Genomic DNA, 18574 nt, shown 5'->3' with positions numbered 1-18574 from the left:
GCGCGCGCCTTTTCTTGCGCGCACAGGACACCGTCACGCGCCGGAAAGGTCAAGCGCGAATGACGCCTCGCCCTGGGCGAGCCGGTCCGCCATCTCCGGCAGGATGAGCGCAAGCTCCTCATCAAGGCGCCAGGGCGGATTGACGATGATCACGCCGGAGCCGGCGAGCCCGCCATCGGGGCGCGCGGCGCGCACCAGCAGCTCCGCCATCAGTGTTTTCACCGGCATTGCGGACACCGCCTCGCGAAGGCGGTTGCTGAGCCCGTCGCCGGTCACCGGATACCACAGCGCAAAAACGCCGGTGGAAAACCGCTTCAGCCCTTCGCTCAGCATACGGAGCGCATGATCGGCCTCGTCGGTTTTCTCATAGGGCGGATCGATCAACACAAGGCCGCGCCGTTCCGGCGGCGGCAACTGGCTTTTCAAAAACACCTGCGCATCGAGCCGCGTCACGGTTGTTCGGCGGTCTGTCGCAAAGCGCTTCGCCAGCGCTTCAAAATCGACCGGGTGCAATTCATTAAGGCGCAGCCGGTCCTGCGGCCGGGTCAGCAGGCGCGCCATTTCCGGCGACCCCGGATAGGCGCTGAACGCCCCCGCTTCATTGACCCCGGCGACGCAGGCCCGCCAGGGCGCGATCAAACCTTCCACCGCATCGGACAGCGGCAGCGGCGCGCCATCGCCTGCGAACAGCCGGCCGACACCCTCGCGCCATTCAAAGGTTTTCTCCGCCTCGACGCCGCCGAGATCATACGCCCCGATGCCGCCATGGGCGTCATAGACGCGGAATGGGGCGTCTTTCTTTTTCAGATGCTCTATGGCGCGCGCCAGCACGATGTGCTTCAGCACATCGGCGTGATTGCCAGCGTGATAGGCATGTCGGTAGTTCATTTTTCCGGCACAGCGCGGGCGCGCAACACCGCGAGCGACTGACCGACGCCCGCCTCCTCGCTCGGCGCGATGCGCACAATCTCGAAATAGGCGGAGAATATTTCTTCGGCGAGCGCTTTGGTTTGAAAGGTCGAAATCAGGTTCGAGCCTTCGACCATATTGTTGTTGTAGTAAAACCCGTTCGCCGCGATCGCTGCGCGCGCTTCCGGCGTATCCGGAAAGCCCATATGGGTTTCTTCATGAAACGTGATCAGGGCGAGCCCGCCGGGGCGGATGATCCGCGCAAATTCCTGCAACCAAATGCGCTGGGTCGGAATGCGCAGATGGGTGAACACGGAAAGCAGATACACGATGTCGAATTGATCGTCGGAAACCTTGAGCGGCGGATTGAGGCCATTGCGCAAATAGCGGCCCGGCAGGTTTTCGGCGCACCAGGAAAGCAGGGACTTGTTGTAATCCGCGCCATAGAGCTCTGCTTGCGTCATGGCGGGCAGATGCCGGATCACGCGGCCGCAGCCGCAACCGAGATCAAGGATGCGCCGGGCTTGCGCGAAACCGAGCCCCGCAGCTTTTGCATGACCATCCAGCGCCTCCGCTGTCGCCTTGCCCGTGCGCAAAAAGGCGCGCCAGTCCGCATGGCCCACCGTGCGCACCATCAGCGCCAGCGGCGGAATGGGAATCCCGCCCTCATCGGCGGGCGGCGGCGCCTCGCGCCCGCGCACCAGCTTGTGCTCCAGCACCCGGAAATGCACGGCGATCAGCCCCGTGCGATAGAGCACGGCGCGCAGAAAACGCTTCAACTTCGCCACGCTGCCGCTCATGAGGCCACGGTCTCCGGCGTGGTCTTTTCAAAGGCCAGAACCCGCTCGACAAATTCATCGGGGAGCGGCGACTTGTCCTGTGTTTTCAGCTCCGCATGCACATAGATCAGCTTGCCCGTGGTCAGAATTTCCTCGCCGCGAAAGATCGCCGCCTCCAGCGCCATCGAGGTGCGCCCGAGCCGGGCGCAGCGCACGCCCACATCGAGCATGTCGTCGAATTTCGCCGACGCCTTGTAGTCCGCCTCGGAATGAACCGTGAAAAACTCCAGCGTCTTGTTTCCCGTATAGCCGAGCGCGCGCAGCCACTCGGTCATCGCCACGTCGAAATACAGAAAATAATTGACGTTGAAGACGATGCCCTGCGCATCGCATTCCGCCCAGCGCACGCGCAGGGGGTGGAGAAGTTTAAAGTCGTTGCGATCCGTCATGGCCTGCCCTCGCCGCGTTCAACCGGAAATACGCGTCAGCTATTGCGCCAGCCATAAAGCGTGTCGCGAATATAAGGACGCGGATCGTCTTCGCGACGCTCCAGCGAAAAGCCGGCTTGCGTGAGAATTTCCCGCACATCTTCCAGCGTCCGGTAAAATTCGCCATCGCCCCGGTCGGCGCGAAAATCATGGCAGGAGATGATCACATTGGCGCAATTGGCGAGGCTGCGCGGCATGCCGCGCAACGCGTCGTTTTCCGCGCCTTCAATGTTCATTTTAATCAGGTCGATCCGGTCAATTCCCAGCTCCGCCGCAACATCGTCAAACCGGCGCACCGGCACTTTATATGCCGCCTCGCCGGTTGGCTGTTCTGCGACCACCGTATTTTCCGGATTGTCATCATCGCCGGTGATATAGAGTTCGCCCTCTTCGGCGCCGAGCGCGACCGCCAGCGGCGTCACATTGTCGAGGCGCGACCATTTGCAGGTCTTTTCAAGCTTCTTGAAGGCGGCGGGATGCGCCTCGACCGAAACGACGCGCCCGGTCTCGCCAACGCCGTGCGAAAAGATCAGCGCGTCATTGCCGAAGCCGGCGCCGACATCGATGATGACATCGCCCGGCGCGGGCTGATATTTGTAAAACCAGTATTCCTTCGGGCCTTCCAGCCAGATTTTGTGCTGTTTATTCCAGCCTTTGAATTCCTGCAGGTAATAATCGAACTGCGCCTTGTCGCCGAAATAAACGTCGCCAATGCGGCGCACCCAAATTTCGTCAAACAGCAAGCCCACATCTGAACCGGAAGCGCGCTGCGCGGCGGTGCTGCCGAGCTTTGCAAGGACGCCGCGCAAGCCGACGCTCTCCATCGCATGAGCGACCCGGCGTTTCAGCGATGGGGCGGGCTTTGCTGTCATGGCGATTTTACCCCTGAACCGCTTTGACGATCTTCTGTGCGGCGTCTTCGAGGTCGTCGGCAGGCGTGATCTTGAGGCCGGAACTGGCGAGGATTTCCTTGCCCTTTTCCACATTGGTGCCCTCAAGGCGCACGACCAGCGGATCTTCCAGGCCGACTTCCTTCACCGCCGCGACAATGCCTTCGGCGATGATGTCGCATTTCATGATGCCGCCGAAAATATTGACCAGAATGCCTTTTACATTCGGATCGGTGGTGATGATCTTGAACGCCTCGGTGACTTTTTCTTTCGTCGCGCCGCCGCCCACATCGAGGAAGTTCGCAGGCTCAGCGCCGTAATGCTTGATGATGTCCATGGTCGACATGGCAAGGCCCGCGCCATTGACCATGCAGCCAATATTGCCGTCGAGCTTCACATAGGAAAGGTCGTATTCGGAGGCTTTCAATTCCGCCGGGTCTTCCTCAGTCACGTCGCGCAGCTCGACAATATCCGGATGACGGAACAGCGCATTCGGGTCGAAGCCGACCTTGGCGTCGAGCACCAGCAAATCGCCGCCCTTGGTCACGATCAGCGGATTGATTTCGAGCATCGACATGTCCTTGTCGACAAACGCCTTGTAGAGCGTCGGGATCAGCTTGCCGCATTGCTTGGCCGCCGCGCCGGAAAGCCCCAGCGCCTGCGCGATGCGGCGCGCATGATGCGGCTTGCAGCCGGTCGCCGGATCGATTTGCGCGGTGACGATTTTCTCCGGCGTTTCTTCCGCCACTTCTTCGATATTCATGCCGCCTTCGGTGGAGACGATGAAGGCGATGCGGCCCGTCCCGCGATCGACCAGCGCCGAAAGATACAACTCGGTCTCAATGTCAGAGCCGTTCTCGATATAGATGCGATTGACCTGCTTGCCCGCCGGGCCGGTCTGTTTCGTGACCAGCGTCGCGCCCAGCATTTCCTTGGCGAAGGTGGAGGCTTCCGCCGGGGATTTGGCGAGGCGCACGCCGCCCGCTTCACCCGCTGAGGCTTCCTTGAACTTGCCCTTGCCGCGTCCGCCCGCATGGATCTGCGCCTTCACCACATAGAGCGGACCGGGAAGCTCCTTCGCGGCCGCTTCGGCCTGTCCCGCCTCGGTCACCACACGGCCTTCAGAAACCGGCGCGCCGAAATTCTTGAGGACTTGTTTGGCCTGATATTCGTGGATGTTCATCTGGTGGGCTCCATTAGGGATATACGGGTATCCAAGCGCGACAATTGAGGCGGTTATAGCCACGCCGCAAGGCGAGACAACAGGTCAGGCGTCAACGAGGCTCACAGAATTCCAACAAAACTCACATCGCATCGCGAATTTCCTTCAGGGCCCGGCGCTGGGCCCCTTGGTCGTCAAAATTCTCCGGCGCAAGCCAGGCCTCAAAACCGGCCTTCACCTGCGGCCATTCCCCGTCAATAATCGAATACCACGCGGTATCGCGGTTTTTACCTTTCATCACCATGTCCTGACGGAAGACGCCTTCAAAACTGAAGCCGAGGCGGATGGCGGCCTGTTTCGACGCCGCATTGGCGTTGTTGCACTTCCACTCATATCGGCGATAGCCGAGATCATCGAAGATATGCCGCGCCATCAGATACATCGCCTCGGTCGCCGCCGGGGTGCGCTGAAGCTTTTTCGAAAAGACCACGCAGCCCACTTCCGCAGACCCCGCCGCCGGACGGATGCGCATATAGCTCGCCATGCCCAGCGGCTCGCCCGAGACGGCAGCGCGAAACAGATAGGTCTGCCAGCCTTCGCGGGCGTGCATGAGCTGCATCACCGCCGCCAACTGGCCGGGCTGCTCAAACGGGCCAATCGGGATATAGGTCCATAAGTCCGCATTGTCCGGCCCGCCCAGAAGAGGAAACAGCGCCTCCGCCGAGTCCGGGAAGATTGCGGGTTCTATGGCGACCCACCGCCCCTTTAGCACAGGCAGCTCCGGGGGTGGACGCATCGACCAGTTGAGTTCGCTATTCATGCAGTCATCAGGTGAGTTTTGATACCGACGCCCCTGCTGCGCGCATCCCATAGTCCGCCCGCACAAGAAAGAGGAGATTGCTCATGATCATTGTTTCCGGCAAGGCGAAATTGTCACCCGGCGGACTTCAAAAGGTCCAAAAAGAGATGGAAACGCTTATCGCCGCCACAAGGGCGGAAGCTGGCTGCATCGAATACTCCTTCGGCGCAGATGTGACCGAGCCCGACACGCTCGTCATCCTCGAATATTGGGAAAGCTGGGCGGCGCTCGACGCCCATGTGAAGCAACCCCATATGGGCGTCTGGTTCGCAAAGCTCGGCGAAGTCGGCGTTGTCTCCCAGGCCATCCGCTTCATCGAAGCCGGTGAAGAACGCAATTTGATGGGATGATGCGCAGATGATTGTTGTCACCGGAAGGATCGTCGTCCGCGACGGCGCGCTCGCCAAATTGCGCCCCGTCATGCAGGCCATGATCACCGCCAGCCGCGCAGAACCCGGCTGTATTGAATATTATTACGGGCCTGAACTCACAGACCCCAACGCGTTTCTTGTGCTTGAAAAATGGGAGAGCTGGGAGGATCTCGATGCGCATTTTGAAAAACCGCATCTCAAAGCCTGGCGCGCCGCGCTGCATGGCGCGGGGATGGTCAGCCGCGACATGATCGCCGCAGACGGCGAGAACATAAAGGAAGTCTAGATCTGTTTCAGCAAATCAGCGGCGAAGACCGAAAGCGTGTCGTCGCGGGCGCCCATAATGACAATGCGGTCGCCGGGCTCGGCCAGCTTTAACAATCGCACGCCGCAATCGTCCCGGGTCGCCAGCGCTTCGGCCTTGCGGCCCGCCGCAACAACGCCTGCGGCGATGTCTTTGCTGGAGACGGACCGGTCGACCGTGCCGCCGAAATAGACCGGCTCCGGCATCAACAGCACATCATCAGGCGCGAGCAGCGATGCAAACGTCTCGATGAATTCCCGCCGCATCAGGCGCAGCGGCCCGAAGCCATGGGGCTGGAACATGACCAGCAGCCGCCCCGGAAATTCATGCAAAGTATTAAGGCTCGCGGTGATCTTGTCCGGGTTGTGCCCGAAATCATCAATGACGCTGACGCCGCCCGCCTCTCCCACATATTCGAGCCGCCGCTTCACGCCTGCAAATTCACCCAGCGCCGCCGCCGCATCCGGCAAGGCAACGCCGCAAGCGCCCGCCGCAGCGATCGCCGCGAGGGCGTTCGAGACATTATGACGGCCCGGCATTTTCAGTGCGACCGATGCGCGGGCGCCGTCGCTGCGCGCCACGTCGAACGACACGCCAAAGGGCTGCGGCTCGATATTTTCAGCGAACAGCTCGGCGCGCGGATCGACCAGCGAATAGGTGATCTTGCCGTGCATGCGCGCAGCCGCCATCCGCGCCGTTTCGTCATTGTCGAGATTGAGGACGGCGATGTCGGCGCGATCAATGAAGCCGCCAAACAGAGTGCGCAATTCGTCCATGCTCTTGTGATCGAGAGAGATATTGTTCAGCACCGCGACTTTCGGAGAGAACATGGCGATGGAGCCGTCGCTCTCATCCACTTCAGAGACAAACGCCTCGCCCTCGCCCACCAGCGCGCTCGCAAACAGCGCATCGGGCTTGACGAAATTTTTCATCACCGCGCCGTTCATCACCGTCGGGGATTTTCCGGCATGGTGCAAAATCCAGCCGATCATGCCCGTCGTCGTCGACTTGCCGCTGGTCCCGGCGACGCCGACGGGGCGTTCGGATTCGTTGAATAGCTGCGCCAGCAATTCCGCGCGCGACAGGCGATCAGCGCCAGCGGCTTTCGCAGCGACCACATCCGGCACCGTGTCCTCCACCGCCGCGGACGCAACCAAGATTTGCGAGGGGCGATTAACGCCGGAGCCATCCTGGGCGTGGAGCGCGATGCCGAGACCGCGCAGATAGTCAAATTTCGCGCCCGTCCGGCCCTGATCGAGGGCCCGGTCCGAGCCCTCCACATGGGCGCCGCGCGCCTTGACGATCATCGCGAGGGGCAGCATGCCCGACCCGCCGATCCCGCAGAAGAAATAGTCTTTGGTGTTTGTCATTGCCGGATCGCTCTATCGGAAATTAAGAAATAAACAGTTGCCATGGGTTAGTTTCGGCCAAGAAGCCCGTTTAGCCCCTTATCATCAAGCGTGTGCCCCATGAAATTGACCAGATTTTGGCCCGCCCTGATTTACACACTCCCCGCTTTCATTGCGGCGATCATGCTCGCCGGCTGCGCTCCCTCCGCCAGCGAGGCGATTACGCTTCATGTGAAGGTGACGGCCCATGCAGTTGCAGACGGCGTTCCCCATCAAGGCTCAAGCGTTCTTGAAATCAATCTCCGCCGCACGCCAAATTCGCTTTCCGGCATGGCGGCGCGCATGAAGCTGAAAGGCGAAGCCGTGATCCTCGACATGGGAAATGGACGCACCGCCTATTTCCTTCTGAAAGATTATGTTCACGACATTCTCAATGGCTATGACGTGGCGCCCTCCGCAGGCAGTGTTGACGAAACATCGTTTGACAAGCTGCGCGCTGCATCCGGCGCCATCGACGTGCAGCGCAAATGGTATCCCAAGATCGCCGCCTTTCAAGATGAAACAGACCCGACGACGGTGTATGAAGTCGATCCGGACGATTTCGCAGCGGCGTTCGGACCGGGCGTTGAACTGACAGGGTTGACGCTTGAATTGGTGGATGAGCCGGCAACTAAAAAAATTCAGATGCGTTTGCCGTGGCTCATAGCCGGGAGCAACGACCCTCTTATGGGACCCGGAAACACGGGGCGACCTCTAAATGAGCTGAGCTTTTCCGAACTGGTCAAACACGGCGCGTTCAAAACCCTCAGGGAATAGTGTAAAAAGCTACGCTTGAAACGATGAATCAAAACACCAAACACATCGCCATCGTCTGCCCCGGCGGGCCGATCACGCGGGAGCTCGCGGAGAAAACCGCGGGCGTCGCGGCGGCGCGCTTTGGCGATTCTGTCTCTTTTCATTTTCATCCTCAGTGCTTTTCCGTCGCCGGGCATTTCGCAGGAAGCGATGCGGAGCGCAGCACCGCATTTCTGGAGGTCGCTAACGATCCGCAATATGACGCCGTCTGGTTCGCCCGCGGCGGCTATGGCGCCTGCCGCCTCGACCCTGCGCTGTTTGCTAAGCTCAACGGCCACGCCCGCGCCAAAACCTATCTCGGCTATTCCGACAACGGGACCTTGCTGGCGCGGCTCTATAAAGAAGGCATCGGCCGCCCGGTGCACGGACCGATCCCGACCGACCTGACGCGCGAGGGCGGCGAAGAAGCTATCGCCCGCGCGCTCAGCTTTCTTGTGACTGGCGATGCATCAACGCTCGAGCCCTCTTTAGAAGTTGGCAAAAAATACGCCGCTTTCAACATCACCATTCTCGCCCATCTCACCGGCACGGACTGGATGCCTGATTTATCGGGCCACATCATCATGCTCGAAGATGTGGGCGAGTATCTCTACCGCATCGACCGCGCAATGTTTTCGATCATGGGCGACAAGGGAATACAGAACGCCGCCGGGATCATGCTCGGGCGCGTCAGTGACATCACCGAAAATGACCGGCCATTCGGGCAAAGCGAAGAAGAGGTCGTCGAGGACTGGTGCAAGCGCGCGGGCGTTCCCTATCTCGGCCGCGCCGATATCGGCCATGATGCGGACAACAAGATCGTGCCATTTGGCGCGAGCCTGATTTCCTAGAATATCAAAAACACAGCGCCGCCCGCCGCGACGATCGCCGCAAAGGTGAGCGCAACCGGCGCGCCGGCGCGCGCGCCGCCAATGCTCCAGCTCATGCCGGCTTTCACAACGATATTCGCGGTGACCGCCGCCAGCACCGCCAGCGCCGCGACATTCGCCGCGACCATCCCGGAAGCGGCCTGGCGCCCGGCGATCAAGGTCAGCGCGTCCACATCGGCGAGACCGGAAATCAGCGCCACCACCACCAGCCCCGCATCGCCGAATTTATCCGCGCCAAAAGCGGCGGCGAGCGAGATCACCGCCAGCATCGCCGCGAAAAACAACGCCGGACGGATTTCCATCGGGTTTTCCACCTCAAGCGTCACATCGTCCGGCGCGGAGACTTTCCGCCCACGCCATAAATACAAAGCCGAAAGCCCGCCCACGACGGCGCCCGCCAGCAGGGCCGGCCAGATCGCCGCCAGCACGCTGCGCGAGATCGCAGCGACCAGCACGCCGACCCGGGTCAGCATCACTACATTCGCCGCGATGATCCCCGCCGCCACATCGCGCCCGCCCGCGCCTTCTTTTGCGAAACGCGACAGCGACAATGTGGTCGCCGTGGAGGATGCGAGCCCGCCGGCCAGTCCGGTCAGCAAAATCCCGCGCCCGGCGCCGACCAGTTTGATCAGCCAATAGCCAAGGAACGACAGTCCGCTGATGAACACCACCATCAGCCAGATATTGCGGAAGTTGAACGCATCATACGGGCCGAAGCGCTGATCCGGCAGGATCGGCAGCACGATCACCGAAATCGCCAGCAGGCGCAGCGCCGCGTGCAATTCTTGCTCGCTCAATGCGGACGCCCATTTCTGGACATATTGCTTGAGGCTCAAAATGATCGCAGTCGCCACGCCGCAGATCGCCGCCTCGACCACAAAGCCGCGCGCCGCGCCCAGCCCCAACAGAAACGTCACGAACAGCGCGATTTCGGTGGTGCCCCCGGCGCCCGGTTTGTCGCGGGCGGTCGCCCAATAGGCGACGGCGGTCAAGGCCGCGATGGAAGCCAGCAGCACGGCCGGCAACACCATGCCGTCACTCACAAGCCCGGAAAGAGCGCCGGCGAGCGCCGCCAGGGAAAATGTGCGGGCCCCGGCGAAGCTGCGAAGCCGCGCTTCGGCCCGATGGCTGTGCTCGCGTTCAAAGCCAATAAGAAAGCCAATGGCCAGCGCAACCGCCAGATGAATAAGGTCGCTAAGCGCATAGTCGCCGGCGAATTCAGTCATAGGAGCTTCCTCAAACAATCAGGGAACCCGCCTTATAGCCCTGCTGATCCTGGATTGACATTTTTTCGCTGGATACGCCCGCCAATAGAGGCCAAAACCCCTCCCGCCGCAGGGCGGGTTGACATCATCGGCTCAACATCGTCTTAGCGGTCCCGCTATTTGGAGTGAGTATTATGGAAGTCAACGTCGCGGTTGTCGGCGCCACCGGCAATGTGGGCCAGGAAATGCTGGCCATTCTTGAAGAACGCCTGTTCCCGGCGAAGGAAATTTACGCCCTCGCCTCGCGCCAGTCGATTGGCCGCGAAGTGTCTTATGGCGACCGAACGTTGAAATGCCGCGACCTTGAAACATTCGACTTTTCAAAAGTCGACATCGTGCTGATGGCCGCTGGCGGCTCCGTCGCCAAGGAATGGGCGCCGAAAGCAGCGAAAGCCGGCGCCATCGTCATCGACAATTCCTCGCATTTCCGCATGGACCCGGACGTGCCGCTGATCGTGCCGGAAGTGAACGCCGACGCGGTCGCGGGCGCGCGCAAGAAAAACATCATCGCCAATCCGAACTGCTCGACAGCGCAGCTCGTTGTGGCGCTGAAACCGCTGCATGATGCGGCGGGGATCACGCGCGTGGTCGTGTCGACCTATCAGTCGACCTCCGGCGCCGGCAAGGAAGCGATGGACGAGCTTTTCAATCAAACGAAAGGCATTTTCGTCAACGACAGCCCGACGCCGTCGAAATTCACCAAGCAGATCGCCTTCAACGTCATTCCGCATATCGACGTCTTCATGGAAGACGGCTTCACCAAAGAAGAGTGGAAGATGGTCGCGGAGACGAAAAAGATCCTCGACAAGAAGATCAAGCTTACGGCGACCTGCGTGCGCGTGCCGGTTTTCGTCGGCCACGCCGAAGCGGTGAATGTGGAATTTGAACGCCCGATCACCGATGACGAGGCGCGCGAAATTCTGCGCGTGTCGCCAGGCCTGCTGGTCGTCGATAAGCGCGAAGACGGCGGCTATGTGACGCCGGTCGAATGCGTCGGCGATTTCGCCACCTTTGTCAGCCGCATCCGCACCGACCCGACGGTGGAAAACGGCCTCGCCTTCTGGTGCGTCTCCGACAATCTGCGCAAGGGCGCCGCCCTTAACGCGGTGCAGATCGCCGAACTCGTGCTCAATCGCGGCCTTCTCAAGCAAGCCGCCTAAGCGCTTCCAACTGGACGGGCGAAAGCCCGTCCTGTTAGGTTGCGCGTCATGCGCCTGTTTTTCATTCTTCTGGCGGCTTTCACGCTTTCCGGCGCCGCCTTCGCACAGGCGCCCGCTGGCTATGAAAAAATCTATGACGCGCCGACCAGGGTCAATCTCGCCGGGCGGCCGGTCTATGCGGATATTGAATTTCACACCGACCGGGCGGCGGCGAAGCGCGGCGATCTGAAGCTGGCGCTGGTCACCGACGTCACCAAATTCGTCACCGAGACCGAAACCGATCTAGAAAACTGGATCGCCGGGCGGCGCGCCGATTGCGGCGAGCGCTGGAAGTCGGGCAAACCGCGCATCAGCTTTCCCGAAAACGCCATCCGCTTCGCGATCTATCTGGAAATCGAATATTGGTCCTGCGGCTGGAGCGGCAAGGCCACGCCGACGCGCTTTGCTCAGGAGACCGGCAGCGTCGACGTGACGCTTGTTCCCTATATCGAAAATGGAAAATTGCAGGCGCGTCTTGGCGCATTCGATCTTTCCGAACAGACCGGCCTGTCAAAATATCTGCCGCTCGAATTCGTTGTCCGCCGTGCGCTGGAGCAGGAACTCGCCAAGCTCAATGACAATCCGAAATTCTATCGCGCGCCGCAGCCATTGTTGGACGAAGGCTTTTCATATGAAGGCATGTCCGCCGCAGAGACCAGCGACGGCCGCGTCATCATCACTGCGCTCTATCGCGCGCGCGGCGAGGAAGCCGCGCTGACGCGCATCACGCAAAAGTTACGCACTAGCGGCGTCACCCAATAGAAATTCTATTCGCCCTGCCAAGACAAATGCTGAGCGAAAGACTTGCGCATGAGGGGATGAGCGCGCATTTGGGGCGCAAGTTTCGGGCAGACCCGGCAGATCGAATTGAATAGACCCCGGGCTGCAATTTCAGGTTTGTCATGTCAGGCGCCGATCAACAAAATGCAGGCGACAGCGCAGTAAGGCTCGGCCTTATTTGCGGCGTCTTCGCCTATGGCATGTGGGGCTTGCTGCCGGTCTATCTGAAAATGCTTGGCGGCGTTGATGCGACGGAGATTGTCGGGCACCGCATTCTCTGGTCCGTGCCCTTCGGCGCGCTCATCCTGACCATGCGCAAACAATGGCGCGAAACCCTGAAAGCATTCGCCTCCTCGCGCGTGGTGTTGCTGCTTGGTTTTTCCGCATCGGTGATTGCGCTGAACTGGCTGCTTTATGTCTGGGCGGTCGAGAATGACCGCGTGCTGCAGGCGAGCCTCGGCTACTACATCAATCCGCTGATGTTCGTCGCCGCCGGCGTGCTGGTGCTGAAAGAAAAACTCAATCGCGCGCAAATCGCCGCGGTCGCGCTCGCCGCCGCAGGGGTCATCACCCTCACCTTTGGCGCGGGGATTTTTCCCTGGGTGTCCTTGTTGCTGGCGACCAGCTTCACCGCCTATGGCTATGTGCGCAAAATGCTCAATGTCGGCGCCATGCCGGGGCTGTTTATTGAAACCGTTTTGCTGGCGCCGTTTGCATTCGCATTCTTGTGGTGGTTTTCAAACAGTCACGGCCTCGCTTTCGGCCAGGGCGACATGCGCATCGATGCGCTGTTGATCGCTGCGGGGCCCGTCACCGTTGCGCCGCTGGTGCTGTTCGCGCTCGCGGCGAGGCGATTGAAGTTCTCGACCATCGGCTTCCTGCAATATATCGGCCCGACCGGTCAGTTCATGCTGGGCCTGTATTACGGAGAGCCCTTTACGCTGTTCCATGCGGTGTGCTTCGGATTGATCTGGACGGCGCTGGCGATTTTCAGTTTCGACGCCGTCAGACAAAACCGCAAAGCGCGCGCGAACGCCTAACCGAGCCGTTTCAGCGTTCCTGAAAAACTCATCAATGTTTCGCCTTTTGCGCTGACGAGGCCGCGCGCGAACATCAGCTTGCGCCCCGCCTTCACCATCTCGCCCGTGGCCTCGATGAATTCGCCCACCGGGCCCGCGCCGACAAATTCCGCATTCAACGTCACCGTGACGCCGTTGAATATCCCGACTTCACGCCGGCAAATGTCCCACAGCGCCATATCCGCAAGCGTCAGCAAAGCGCCGCCATGCACGATGCCGCCGAGATTGGCGTGATGGGGCTCAGCAAAAAAACCGATGCCCGGCGCGCCGCCTTCCTTGCGGAAATAGAACGGGCCCGCATGGGCGCTGAATGTTTCGCCATGAGATTGCAGCGTCCAGCCGTCAGGCGCAGCGCGCTGTTTGTTTTCGGTTTCAGTATTGCTCATTTCTTCTGCTTAGCCGATCGGGCTGCATTCCAAAATGCTTTCGCGCATTGCGTGCTGATGAAATGTCTTGCCTGCCAGCACGGGGACAGGTGAAGCTTGCCCCATGGCGGAATTTCCCGAACCTCAATTCATCAAGGCCGGCGATGTCTCGCTCGCCATTTACGAAGCGGATGGCGACCCGGAGCGCCAGCGCCCGCCGGTCTTCTTCGTGCATGGCTGGCCCGAAATCGCCTTTGCCTGGAAAAACCAGTTGCACGCCTTCGCCGAGGCGGGGTTCCGCGCCATCGCCGTCGATCTTAAAGGCTTCGGGCGCTCCGACGCGCCAGCCGATTCCGCGCAATATGGTATTCTCCAGATGACCGGCGATTTTGCCGCCGCGCTGGATGCGCTGAAGATCGAACGCGCGATTTTCTGCGGCCATGACTGGGGCGGCGCGCTGGTCTGGTCCATGGGCCAGTTGCACCCAGAGCGCGTCGCGGGCGTCATCGGGCTTTGCACGCCCTTGCATCCGCGCCCGCCGGTCGAGCCGATCCGCATCCTCAAAAAACGCTTTGGCGAGCAACATTATATTGTTGCGTTCCAGGAACCCGATTGGCCGGAGGCGCTTTTTGCAACCGATCCGGACCGTTTTTTCCGGCTGATGTTCCGCGCGCCGCCGCCAAGGAAGCGCTGGGCGGGACTGGTTCCGCATATATATGATCTGCCCGGACGATTCCGCGACGGCCCGCCGCCAACAAAAGACAGCCTGATCGTTTCCGACGCGGATATCCAACATTATGTCGACGCCTATAAGCGCAGCGGCTTTCACGGCGGCGTCAATCTCTATCGCAACATCGATCGCAATTGGCGGCTTATGGAAGGCCGCAATGAAATCGTGCGCGCGCCTTCCTTGTGGATCGGCGCCGAGCTTGATCTGTTCCTGCCGCCGGAAACAGCGGACGGCATGGAAGCGCTGGTTCCCGATCTTGAAAAACATGTCGTCGCCGATTGCGGTCACTGGATGATGTGGGAAAAACCGGAACAGGCGAACGCGTTGATGATCGACTGGCTGATGCGCCGTTTTTCAATTTAATTTGACGCATATTCCCTTCGGGCTTTGAGATAAAATCCGCGTGAGCGCCTAATTTTTCAGTCATTCGCCCCTGTCACGGTTTGCCCGCGACCAGAGGAAATGGAGGGAAATATGCGTGCGATCCTGACGATTTTGGCCGTGACTTTTGTGATGTGCTCAGCGCCCGCCGCAGCGGCGGAAAGGCTGATCCACAAGACCCCATTCGCGGCGAAACCGCGCCCGGTTGCGAGCTTTGTGCTGGCAGACCGGCGCGTTGAAATGCTTGCGGTCACCCGCCTCGCCCGCGCTGACACCGAGCGGCGGCGCGCCCATCTCAATGAGAGCGAAAACATGGCGAAAGTCATGCCCGGCTATCCGCAGCCGGCTTTTGTCAGCGTCGATTTACGGCTCAATTTTTAATCAAATCGACGCGTATACCGCATCCAGCAAACTCACCGCGCGCGGGTCGCCGACAAGATAAGGCGACATCTTGTTCATCACATAAGCGGCGGTGAGATTGTTTTCCGGATCGACAATGACGCAAGACCCGCCAAAGCCCGCATGACCGAACGCATTTTCATTCGGCCCGAAATGCCGATTGATATTGCGCATCAACCCTGCCGACCACGACAGATGAAACGGCAGCACAAGATCATTGCCGCGACAGCGTTCTTCAAAGGCGGCTTCCAGCGCCTCATCCGACAAAATATTTCCCCCGGAAACATCAAAGCCCCTATTCGCCATGGGGTGGGTGATCTTCGCCAGCGACAAGGCGTCTGCATGCATGTTGGAGCCGGGAATTTCCGCCGCCATCCAGTCTTCGCGCGAAACCTTGCCCGGCGCGGACCATGGCTTCAAAAATGCGAGCTGCTTGAACTCGTTCATCGGCCCGAGATCGGGGGCCTTGGGCGGCTTCGGCATATAGGCGGCGCGCACCGCCTCGCGCTCGCCCATGCCGCAAAACAGATTGAGGTCATGAGCGCTCGCGAGTTCTGCGATCAGCCCGCCGACAGTTTTTCCCGTCACCCGGCGCAGTAACTCGCCTGCGAGGAACCCGACCGTCTGTGGATGGTAGCCATTCGCCGTGCCGGGCGCCCAGAGCGGCGCCATCGCGGCAAGCTTTGCGCAGATCGCATCCCAGTCGATCCATGTCTCCGGCGGCATTTCTTCGGGAAAGCCGCAGAGCCCCGCCTGATGCGACAGCACTTGCGCGACCGTCACCTCTTCTTTGCCGGCGGCGCCGAATTCCGGCCAGTAACGCGCCACTGGCGCATCGTAATCGAGCAGCCCGCCCGAGACCGCGCGCGCCATGAGGAACGAAAGCACCGCCTTGCCGCTGGAATAAATGCAGGCCAGCGTATCCTCCGTCCACGGCGTTTCTTTCGCGCGATCGGCATGGCCGCCGCGTATGTCGATAATTGTCTCGCCGCCAATCACCACCGCGAATGCGCCGCCCAGTTCAGCGCCATCAGCGAAATTTTGAGCAAACGCTTCACCAACGGACTCGAAACCGCCGGCAAGAAATCCGCTTGCGGCGGGAACGCGCGTTTCGGTCCACTCCATTACGCTAAACCTGTCTATGCAAAGGCGCAGGCGACGCCTGCGGCGGCGATGGCCCCGGCGGCGCGTGCATTATCAATGCCGATCAGCGCATCAAGCGTCTCGCCGGCGCTGCCAGCGGCGTTCAATTCGCCGACAAAATCAGCCACCGCTTTCATGTCCTCGCGGTCAAGGCGCTCATCAAGCTCATGGCCCATGCATTCCGCCTTGCCGGGCGAAAGCCCCAGCTCGACGAAACGGTTTTCGATGCGCAAACGCGGAGACAAGGTCGCGCAGGATGCAAGCAGGCATACCGCTAAAATGAGATAGACTTTCTGCATGGCTCTGCTCCTTTGCGTTCCCTCAACGCTAGTCTGATTGCCTCGCGCCGTCCACGCGGCGCAGGCCGCGCTGCTCAAGGCGCCAGACAAGGGATCTCGATCCGGTCCTGCCCGAAAAACGGCTCCCCGTCGAGCACCATCAAAGGAACACCCCAATGATGAACAAGTTGCGCGGCCTCATTTTCTGCGATCACGGCTTGCACTTTCGCGCCATGATCGCGCGCCCAATCTTCAAGCCTCGCGAAATCCAGCCCCGCCCCGGCGGCGGCGTCAGCCAGCGAGGCGTCATCCGACCAGGGCTTGCCTGTCCAGATCCGCGCTGAGATCGACGCCGCAAATTCAAGGCCGCGCCCCATCTCGCAGGCGGCGACGCCAAGCCCCATCAGCCGGTCCATGAGAGGCTGATCCGGCGCGACCTTGCCCGCCGCCATATCCATGTCGATCGGATCCGGACTGGGAAAGCCGAAGCCCAGCCCCAAACGCTCCGCCTCGCGCGGGAAATCACGCATCAGATAGGGCAGAAACTGCGTGCGGCCCCGCTCAAAGAAATCCGGCTCGCGCATGGCGAGCGGGCGCACCGGGCGGAAATTCACGTCGATCTCGAAAGTCTCGGCGATGTTGCAGAGCCGATCGACCGCGAGATAGGAATAGGGACTGCGGAACGACCAGTAGATTTCCAGCACCGCCATATTGATTTCCCTTCCATTGCCGCATATTTGCGCCGCCTGTTCAGCAGCCAGCGACATTGCAACATCACTGGCGCCCCGCTATCCCGTCAAGCGCTGTCGAAGGAAGACGCCCATGGCCCGCATGCTCCGCCTCGCCGTCCTGCAAGCCGCTTTTGGCGACGACATGAACGCGAATATCGCGACCGTCGAAAGATTGACGCGCGCCGCAGCGAAAGACGGCGCGCAAGTCATTCTGCCGCCGGAGCTGTTTCAGGGCCCGTATTTCTGCAAAACCGAAGACACGGCGCCTTTCCAGACCGCTTATCCGTGGCGCGAGCATCCCGTCGTGACGGCGCTTGCCCCGCTGGCGAAAGAGCTTGGCGTTGTCCTGCCCTTGTCTATCTTTGAGCGCGACGGTCAGGAATTTTACAACAGCCTGGTCATGGTCGACGCCGATGGCGAATTGCTTGGCCTTTATCGCAAGAGCCATATTCCTGACGGGCCGGGCTATGAAGAAAAATTCTATTTCCGCCCCGGCGATACGGGCTTCAAAGTCTGGAACACGAAATTCGGCCGCATCGGCGTTGGCATTTGCTGGGATCAGTGGTTCCCGGAAGCTGCGCGCGCGATGATGCTGATGGGCGCGGAAGTCCTGCTCTACCCCACCGCGATCGGGTCGGAACCGGAAAACCCGACGCTCGATACGAAAGATCGCTGGCGGCGCGCCATGACCGGACACGCGGTGTCAAATGTCGTCCCCGTCATCGCGGCGAACCGCATTGGCGACGAGGACGGTCAGATTTTTTACGGGTCTTCTTTTATCATTGATGATGGCGGCGACTTCCTCGCCGACATGTCGCGCACGGAAGAAGGATTCGCCGCCGCGACGGTCGATCTCGACCATATGGACGAGCGCCGCGCAAGCTGGGGCTTTTTCCGCGACCGGCGCCCGGAGCTTTACGGCAAGCTCACGGGCGGACGCTAAGCCAATTGGCTAGTCTTTCTTGATGAATGTCACGGCGAAGATCGGCGCCCCGTCAAACATGTCTTTCGGCGCGTCCATGCCTTCAATCATTTTGAAGACGCGCGGCGTAATCGACCCTTCCATCCGGTAGCCTTTCTCCGCCATTTTGCCGCGGTGAAATTCAAGCGCCGCCGCAGTGAATTCGCGAGCGAGGATGGTGATGCGTTCAGGATCGTTCGACATGCCGGACCTTTATTTTCTAAACGTGAAGCGCCAGTTTCGCTGGCGGTATAAGCCTGTTGCGGCGCAGCGCAACCTATGCCGCCGAAAAGGCGATGTCCACTCACCGCCGCAGGGTTGGGTAGTGGAGCCAAAACAACTCCTTGATAGGGCGCTCCCCGGCGTAAAAGGCGGCAATGGATCGCCATCCCCCGGCGCGGGCAAGACGGTCCTGAAACCGATTAACA

The 18574-nt window shown here is 60.6% G+C and carries 23 protein-coding genes; 10 read left to right on the top strand and 13 right to left on the bottom strand.

Annotation, left to right across the window (positions count from 1 at the left end; all coding sequences use genetic code 11):
* Positions 1–33: 33 nt before the first annotated feature.
* The 6 genes from AC0L8G_RS04535 to AC0L8G_RS04510 all read right to left on the bottom strand — a co-directional run bounded on the left by AC0L8G_RS04535 (position 34) and on the right by AC0L8G_RS04510 (position 5048).
* Positions 34–888 (bottom strand): 23S rRNA (adenine(2030)-N(6))-methyltransferase RlmJ, encoded by an 855-nt coding sequence (locus AC0L8G_RS04535; RefSeq protein ID WP_473387177.1) that lies wholly within the window; start codon positions 886–888, stop codon positions 34–36.
* Positions 885–1697: a class I SAM-dependent methyltransferase gene (locus tag AC0L8G_RS04530; RefSeq protein ID WP_473387175.1), complete on the bottom strand. Its 813-nt coding sequence runs from the start codon at positions 1695–1697 to the stop codon at positions 885–887. The genes AC0L8G_RS04535 and AC0L8G_RS04530 overlap by 4 nt, the downstream gene beginning before the upstream one ends.
* Positions 1698–1705: 8 nt before the next feature.
* Entirely contained in the window at positions 1706–2137 is a 432-nt protein-coding gene (locus AC0L8G_RS04525; protein WP_473387174.1) for an acyl-CoA thioesterase, read from the bottom strand.
* A 35-nt stretch (positions 2138–2172) separates the two neighbouring features.
* Positions 2173–3048 (bottom strand): FkbM family methyltransferase, encoded by an 876-nt coding sequence (locus AC0L8G_RS04520; RefSeq protein ID WP_473387172.1) that lies wholly within the window; start codon positions 3046–3048, stop codon positions 2173–2175.
* A 7-nt stretch (positions 3049–3055) separates the two neighbouring features.
* Positions 3056–4249, bottom strand: coding sequence for an ADP-forming succinate--CoA ligase subunit beta (gene sucC, locus AC0L8G_RS04515; protein ID WP_473387170.1), 1194 nt, complete (start codon positions 4247–4249; stop codon positions 3056–3058).
* A gap of 121 nt (positions 4250–4370) precedes the next feature.
* Positions 4371–5048 carry a GNAT family N-acetyltransferase gene (locus AC0L8G_RS04510; protein WP_473387168.1) on the bottom strand — a complete coding sequence of 226 codons (678 nt, stop codon included), beginning with the start codon at positions 5046–5048 and terminating at the stop codon, positions 4371–4373.
* Between the two features lie 83 nt (positions 5049–5131).
* Between AC0L8G_RS04510 and AC0L8G_RS04505 the strand changes: the two genes are divergently transcribed.
* Together AC0L8G_RS04505 and AC0L8G_RS04500 are read left to right on the top strand one after the other, a co-directional pair.
* Positions 5132–5437 carry a putative quinol monooxygenase gene (locus AC0L8G_RS04505; protein ID WP_473387167.1) on the top strand — a complete coding sequence of 102 codons (306 nt, stop codon included), beginning with the start codon at positions 5132–5134 and terminating at the stop codon, positions 5435–5437.
* 7 nt (positions 5438–5444) lie between these two features.
* Positions 5445–5744: a putative quinol monooxygenase gene (locus tag AC0L8G_RS04500; RefSeq protein ID WP_473387165.1), complete on the top strand. Its 300-nt coding sequence runs from the start codon at positions 5445–5447 to the stop codon at positions 5742–5744.
* On the opposite strand, the gene AC0L8G_RS04495 is transcribed toward AC0L8G_RS04500, so the two are convergent.
* Positions 5741–7132 (bottom strand): Mur ligase family protein, encoded by a 1392-nt coding sequence (locus tag AC0L8G_RS04495; protein ID WP_473387164.1) that lies wholly within the window; start codon positions 7130–7132, stop codon positions 5741–5743. The genes AC0L8G_RS04500 and AC0L8G_RS04495 overlap by 4 nt on opposite strands.
* A 99-nt stretch (positions 7133–7231) precedes the next feature.
* On the opposite strand from AC0L8G_RS04495, the gene AC0L8G_RS04490 reads away from it, so the two are divergent.
* Positions 7232–7927: a hypothetical protein gene (locus tag AC0L8G_RS04490; RefSeq protein ID WP_473387163.1), complete on the top strand. Its 696-nt coding sequence runs from the start codon at positions 7232–7234 to the stop codon at positions 7925–7927.
* A 23-nt stretch (positions 7928–7950) separates the two neighbouring features.
* Positions 7951–8796, top strand: a complete 846-nt coding sequence (locus AC0L8G_RS04485; RefSeq protein WP_473387161.1) for an LD-carboxypeptidase — start codon at positions 7951–7953, stop codon at positions 8794–8796.
* Here the strand turns inward: AC0L8G_RS04485 and AC0L8G_RS04480 are convergent.
* Positions 8793–10061, bottom strand: a complete 1269-nt coding sequence (locus tag AC0L8G_RS04480; protein WP_473387159.1) for an MgtC/SapB family protein — start codon at positions 10059–10061, stop codon at positions 8793–8795. The two genes, AC0L8G_RS04485 and AC0L8G_RS04480, sit on opposite strands and share 4 nt — an antisense overlap.
* A gap of 173 nt (positions 10062–10234) precedes the next feature.
* On the opposite strand from AC0L8G_RS04480, the gene AC0L8G_RS04475 reads away from it, so the two are divergent.
* The 3 genes from AC0L8G_RS04475 (at position 10235) to rarD (ending at position 13119) form a co-directional block, all read left to right on the top strand.
* Positions 10235–11260 (top strand): aspartate-semialdehyde dehydrogenase, encoded by a 1026-nt coding sequence (locus AC0L8G_RS04475; protein WP_473387157.1) that lies wholly within the window; start codon positions 10235–10237, stop codon positions 11258–11260.
* Between the two features lie 48 nt (positions 11261–11308).
* Positions 11309–12061, top strand: coding sequence for a hypothetical protein (locus AC0L8G_RS04470; RefSeq protein ID WP_473387156.1), 753 nt, complete (start codon positions 11309–11311; stop codon positions 12059–12061).
* Between the two features lie 140 nt (positions 12062–12201).
* The gene (gene rarD, locus AC0L8G_RS04465; RefSeq protein ID WP_473387154.1) at positions 12202–13119 is read left to right on the top strand and encodes an EamA family transporter RarD; all 918 of its coding nucleotides are present in this window, start codon (positions 12202–12204) and stop codon (positions 13117–13119) included.
* Here the strand turns inward: rarD and AC0L8G_RS04460 are convergent.
* Positions 13116–13544 carry a PaaI family thioesterase gene (locus AC0L8G_RS04460; protein WP_473387153.1) on the bottom strand — a complete coding sequence of 143 codons (429 nt, stop codon included), beginning with the start codon at positions 13542–13544 and terminating at the stop codon, positions 13116–13118. The genes rarD and AC0L8G_RS04460 overlap by 4 nt on opposite strands.
* A 103-nt stretch (positions 13545–13647) precedes the next feature.
* Here AC0L8G_RS04460 and AC0L8G_RS04455 point away from each other — a divergent pair, with 103 nt between their 5' ends.
* Both AC0L8G_RS04455 and AC0L8G_RS04450 read left to right on the top strand, forming a co-directional pair.
* Positions 13648–14616 carry an alpha/beta fold hydrolase gene (locus tag AC0L8G_RS04455; protein ID WP_473387152.1) on the top strand — a complete coding sequence of 323 codons (969 nt, stop codon included), beginning with the start codon at positions 13648–13650 and terminating at the stop codon, positions 14614–14616.
* A 111-nt stretch (positions 14617–14727) separates the two neighbouring features.
* Entirely contained in the window at positions 14728–15015 is a 288-nt protein-coding gene (locus AC0L8G_RS04450) for a hypothetical protein (RefSeq protein ID WP_473387150.1), read from the top strand.
* Here AC0L8G_RS04450 and AC0L8G_RS04445 read toward each other — a convergent pair whose 3' ends face one another.
* The 3 genes from AC0L8G_RS04445 to AC0L8G_RS04435 all read right to left on the bottom strand — a co-directional run bounded on the left by AC0L8G_RS04445 (position 15016) and on the right by AC0L8G_RS04435 (position 17221).
* Positions 15016–16158 carry a serine hydrolase domain-containing protein gene (locus AC0L8G_RS04445; RefSeq protein ID WP_473387149.1) on the bottom strand — a complete coding sequence of 381 codons (1143 nt, stop codon included), beginning with the start codon at positions 16156–16158 and terminating at the stop codon, positions 15016–15018.
* A 14-nt stretch (positions 16159–16172) separates the two neighbouring features.
* Positions 16173–16475: a hypothetical protein gene (locus tag AC0L8G_RS04440; RefSeq protein ID WP_473387148.1), complete on the bottom strand. Its 303-nt coding sequence runs from the start codon at positions 16473–16475 to the stop codon at positions 16173–16175.
* 74 nt (positions 16476–16549) lie between these two features.
* Positions 16550–17221 (bottom strand): DsbA family protein, encoded by a 672-nt coding sequence (locus AC0L8G_RS04435; RefSeq protein ID WP_473387147.1) that lies wholly within the window; start codon positions 17219–17221, stop codon positions 16550–16552.
* 55 nt (positions 17222–17276) lie between these two features.
* Here AC0L8G_RS04435 and aguB point away from each other — a divergent pair, with 55 nt between their 5' ends.
* On the top strand, positions 17277–18128 hold the full coding sequence (aguB, locus tag AC0L8G_RS04430; RefSeq protein WP_473387146.1) for an N-carbamoylputrescine amidase: 852 nt from the start codon (positions 17277–17279) through the stop codon (positions 18126–18128).
* Positions 18129–18137: 9 nt separating this feature from the next.
* On the opposite strand, the gene AC0L8G_RS04425 is transcribed toward aguB, so the two are convergent.
* Positions 18138–18350, bottom strand: a complete 213-nt coding sequence (locus tag AC0L8G_RS04425) for an AMP nucleosidase (protein ID WP_473387145.1) — start codon at positions 18348–18350, stop codon at positions 18138–18140.
* Positions 18351–18574 lie beyond the last annotated feature (224 nt).

Source organism: Hyphococcus sp. D3-15 (assembly GCF_055809375.1).
The sequence above is the reverse complement of the archived record's forward strand: the minus strand, read 5'-3'. Positions and strand labels throughout refer to the sequence as shown.

Excerpts from the sequence above, each read along its gene's own strand:
- AC0L8G_RS04460 (WP_473387153.1), bottom strand. The coding sequence starts at position 13,544 with ATGAGCAATACTGAAACCGAAAACAAACAGCGCGCTGCGCCTGACGGC.
- AC0L8G_RS04510 (WP_473387168.1), bottom strand. The coding sequence starts at position 5,048 with ATGAATAGCGAACTCAACTGGTCGATGCGTCCACCCCCGGAGCTGCCT.
- AC0L8G_RS04425 (WP_473387145.1), bottom strand. The coding sequence starts at position 18,350 with ATGTCGAACGATCCTGAACGCATCACCATCCTCGCTCGCGAATTCACT.
- AC0L8G_RS04485 (WP_473387161.1), top strand. The coding sequence starts at position 7,951 with ATGAATCAAAACACCAAACACATCGCCATCGTCTGCCCCGGCGGGCCG.
- AC0L8G_RS04445 (WP_473387149.1), bottom strand. The coding sequence starts at position 16,158 with ATGGAGTGGACCGAAACGCGCGTTCCCGCCGCAAGCGGATTTCTTGCC.
- AC0L8G_RS04470 (WP_473387156.1), top strand. The coding sequence starts at position 11,309 with ATGCGCCTGTTTTTCATTCTTCTGGCGGCTTTCACGCTTTCCGGCGCC.
- sucC (WP_473387170.1), bottom strand. The coding sequence starts at position 4,249 with ATGAACATCCACGAATATCAGGCCAAACAAGTCCTCAAGAATTTCGGC.
- AC0L8G_RS04435 (WP_473387147.1), bottom strand. The coding sequence starts at position 17,221 with ATGTCGCTGGCTGCTGAACAGGCGGCGCAAATATGCGGCAATGGAAGG.
- AC0L8G_RS04505 (WP_473387167.1), top strand. The coding sequence starts at position 5,132 with ATGATCATTGTTTCCGGCAAGGCGAAATTGTCACCCGGCGGACTTCAA.
- AC0L8G_RS04475 (WP_473387157.1), top strand. The coding sequence starts at position 10,235 with ATGGAAGTCAACGTCGCGGTTGTCGGCGCCACCGGCAATGTGGGCCAG.
- AC0L8G_RS04535 (WP_473387177.1), bottom strand. The coding sequence starts at position 888 with ATGAACTACCGACATGCCTATCACGCTGGCAATCACGCCGATGTGCTG.
- AC0L8G_RS04500 (WP_473387165.1), top strand. The coding sequence starts at position 5,445 with ATGATTGTTGTCACCGGAAGGATCGTCGTCCGCGACGGCGCGCTCGCC.
- rarD (WP_473387154.1), top strand. The coding sequence starts at position 12,202 with ATGTCAGGCGCCGATCAACAAAATGCAGGCGACAGCGCAGTAAGGCTC.
- AC0L8G_RS04495 (WP_473387164.1), bottom strand. The coding sequence starts at position 7,132 with ATGACAAACACCAAAGACTATTTCTTCTGCGGGATCGGCGGGTCGGGC.
- AC0L8G_RS04520 (WP_473387172.1), bottom strand. The coding sequence starts at position 3,048 with ATGACAGCAAAGCCCGCCCCATCGCTGAAACGCCGGGTCGCTCATGCG.
- AC0L8G_RS04450 (WP_473387150.1), top strand. The coding sequence starts at position 14,728 with ATGCGTGCGATCCTGACGATTTTGGCCGTGACTTTTGTGATGTGCTCA.
- AC0L8G_RS04440 (WP_473387148.1), bottom strand. The coding sequence starts at position 16,475 with ATGCAGAAAGTCTATCTCATTTTAGCGGTATGCCTGCTTGCATCCTGC.
- AC0L8G_RS04480 (WP_473387159.1), bottom strand. The coding sequence starts at position 10,061 with ATGACTGAATTCGCCGGCGACTATGCGCTTAGCGACCTTATTCATCTG.
- AC0L8G_RS04490 (WP_473387163.1), top strand. The coding sequence starts at position 7,232 with ATGAAATTGACCAGATTTTGGCCCGCCCTGATTTACACACTCCCCGCT.
- AC0L8G_RS04525 (WP_473387174.1), bottom strand. The coding sequence starts at position 2,137 with ATGACGGATCGCAACGACTTTAAACTTCTCCACCCCCTGCGCGTGCGC.
- aguB (WP_473387146.1), top strand. The coding sequence starts at position 17,277 with ATGGCCCGCATGCTCCGCCTCGCCGTCCTGCAAGCCGCTTTTGGCGAC.
- AC0L8G_RS04455 (WP_473387152.1), top strand. The coding sequence starts at position 13,648 with ATGGCGGAATTTCCCGAACCTCAATTCATCAAGGCCGGCGATGTCTCG.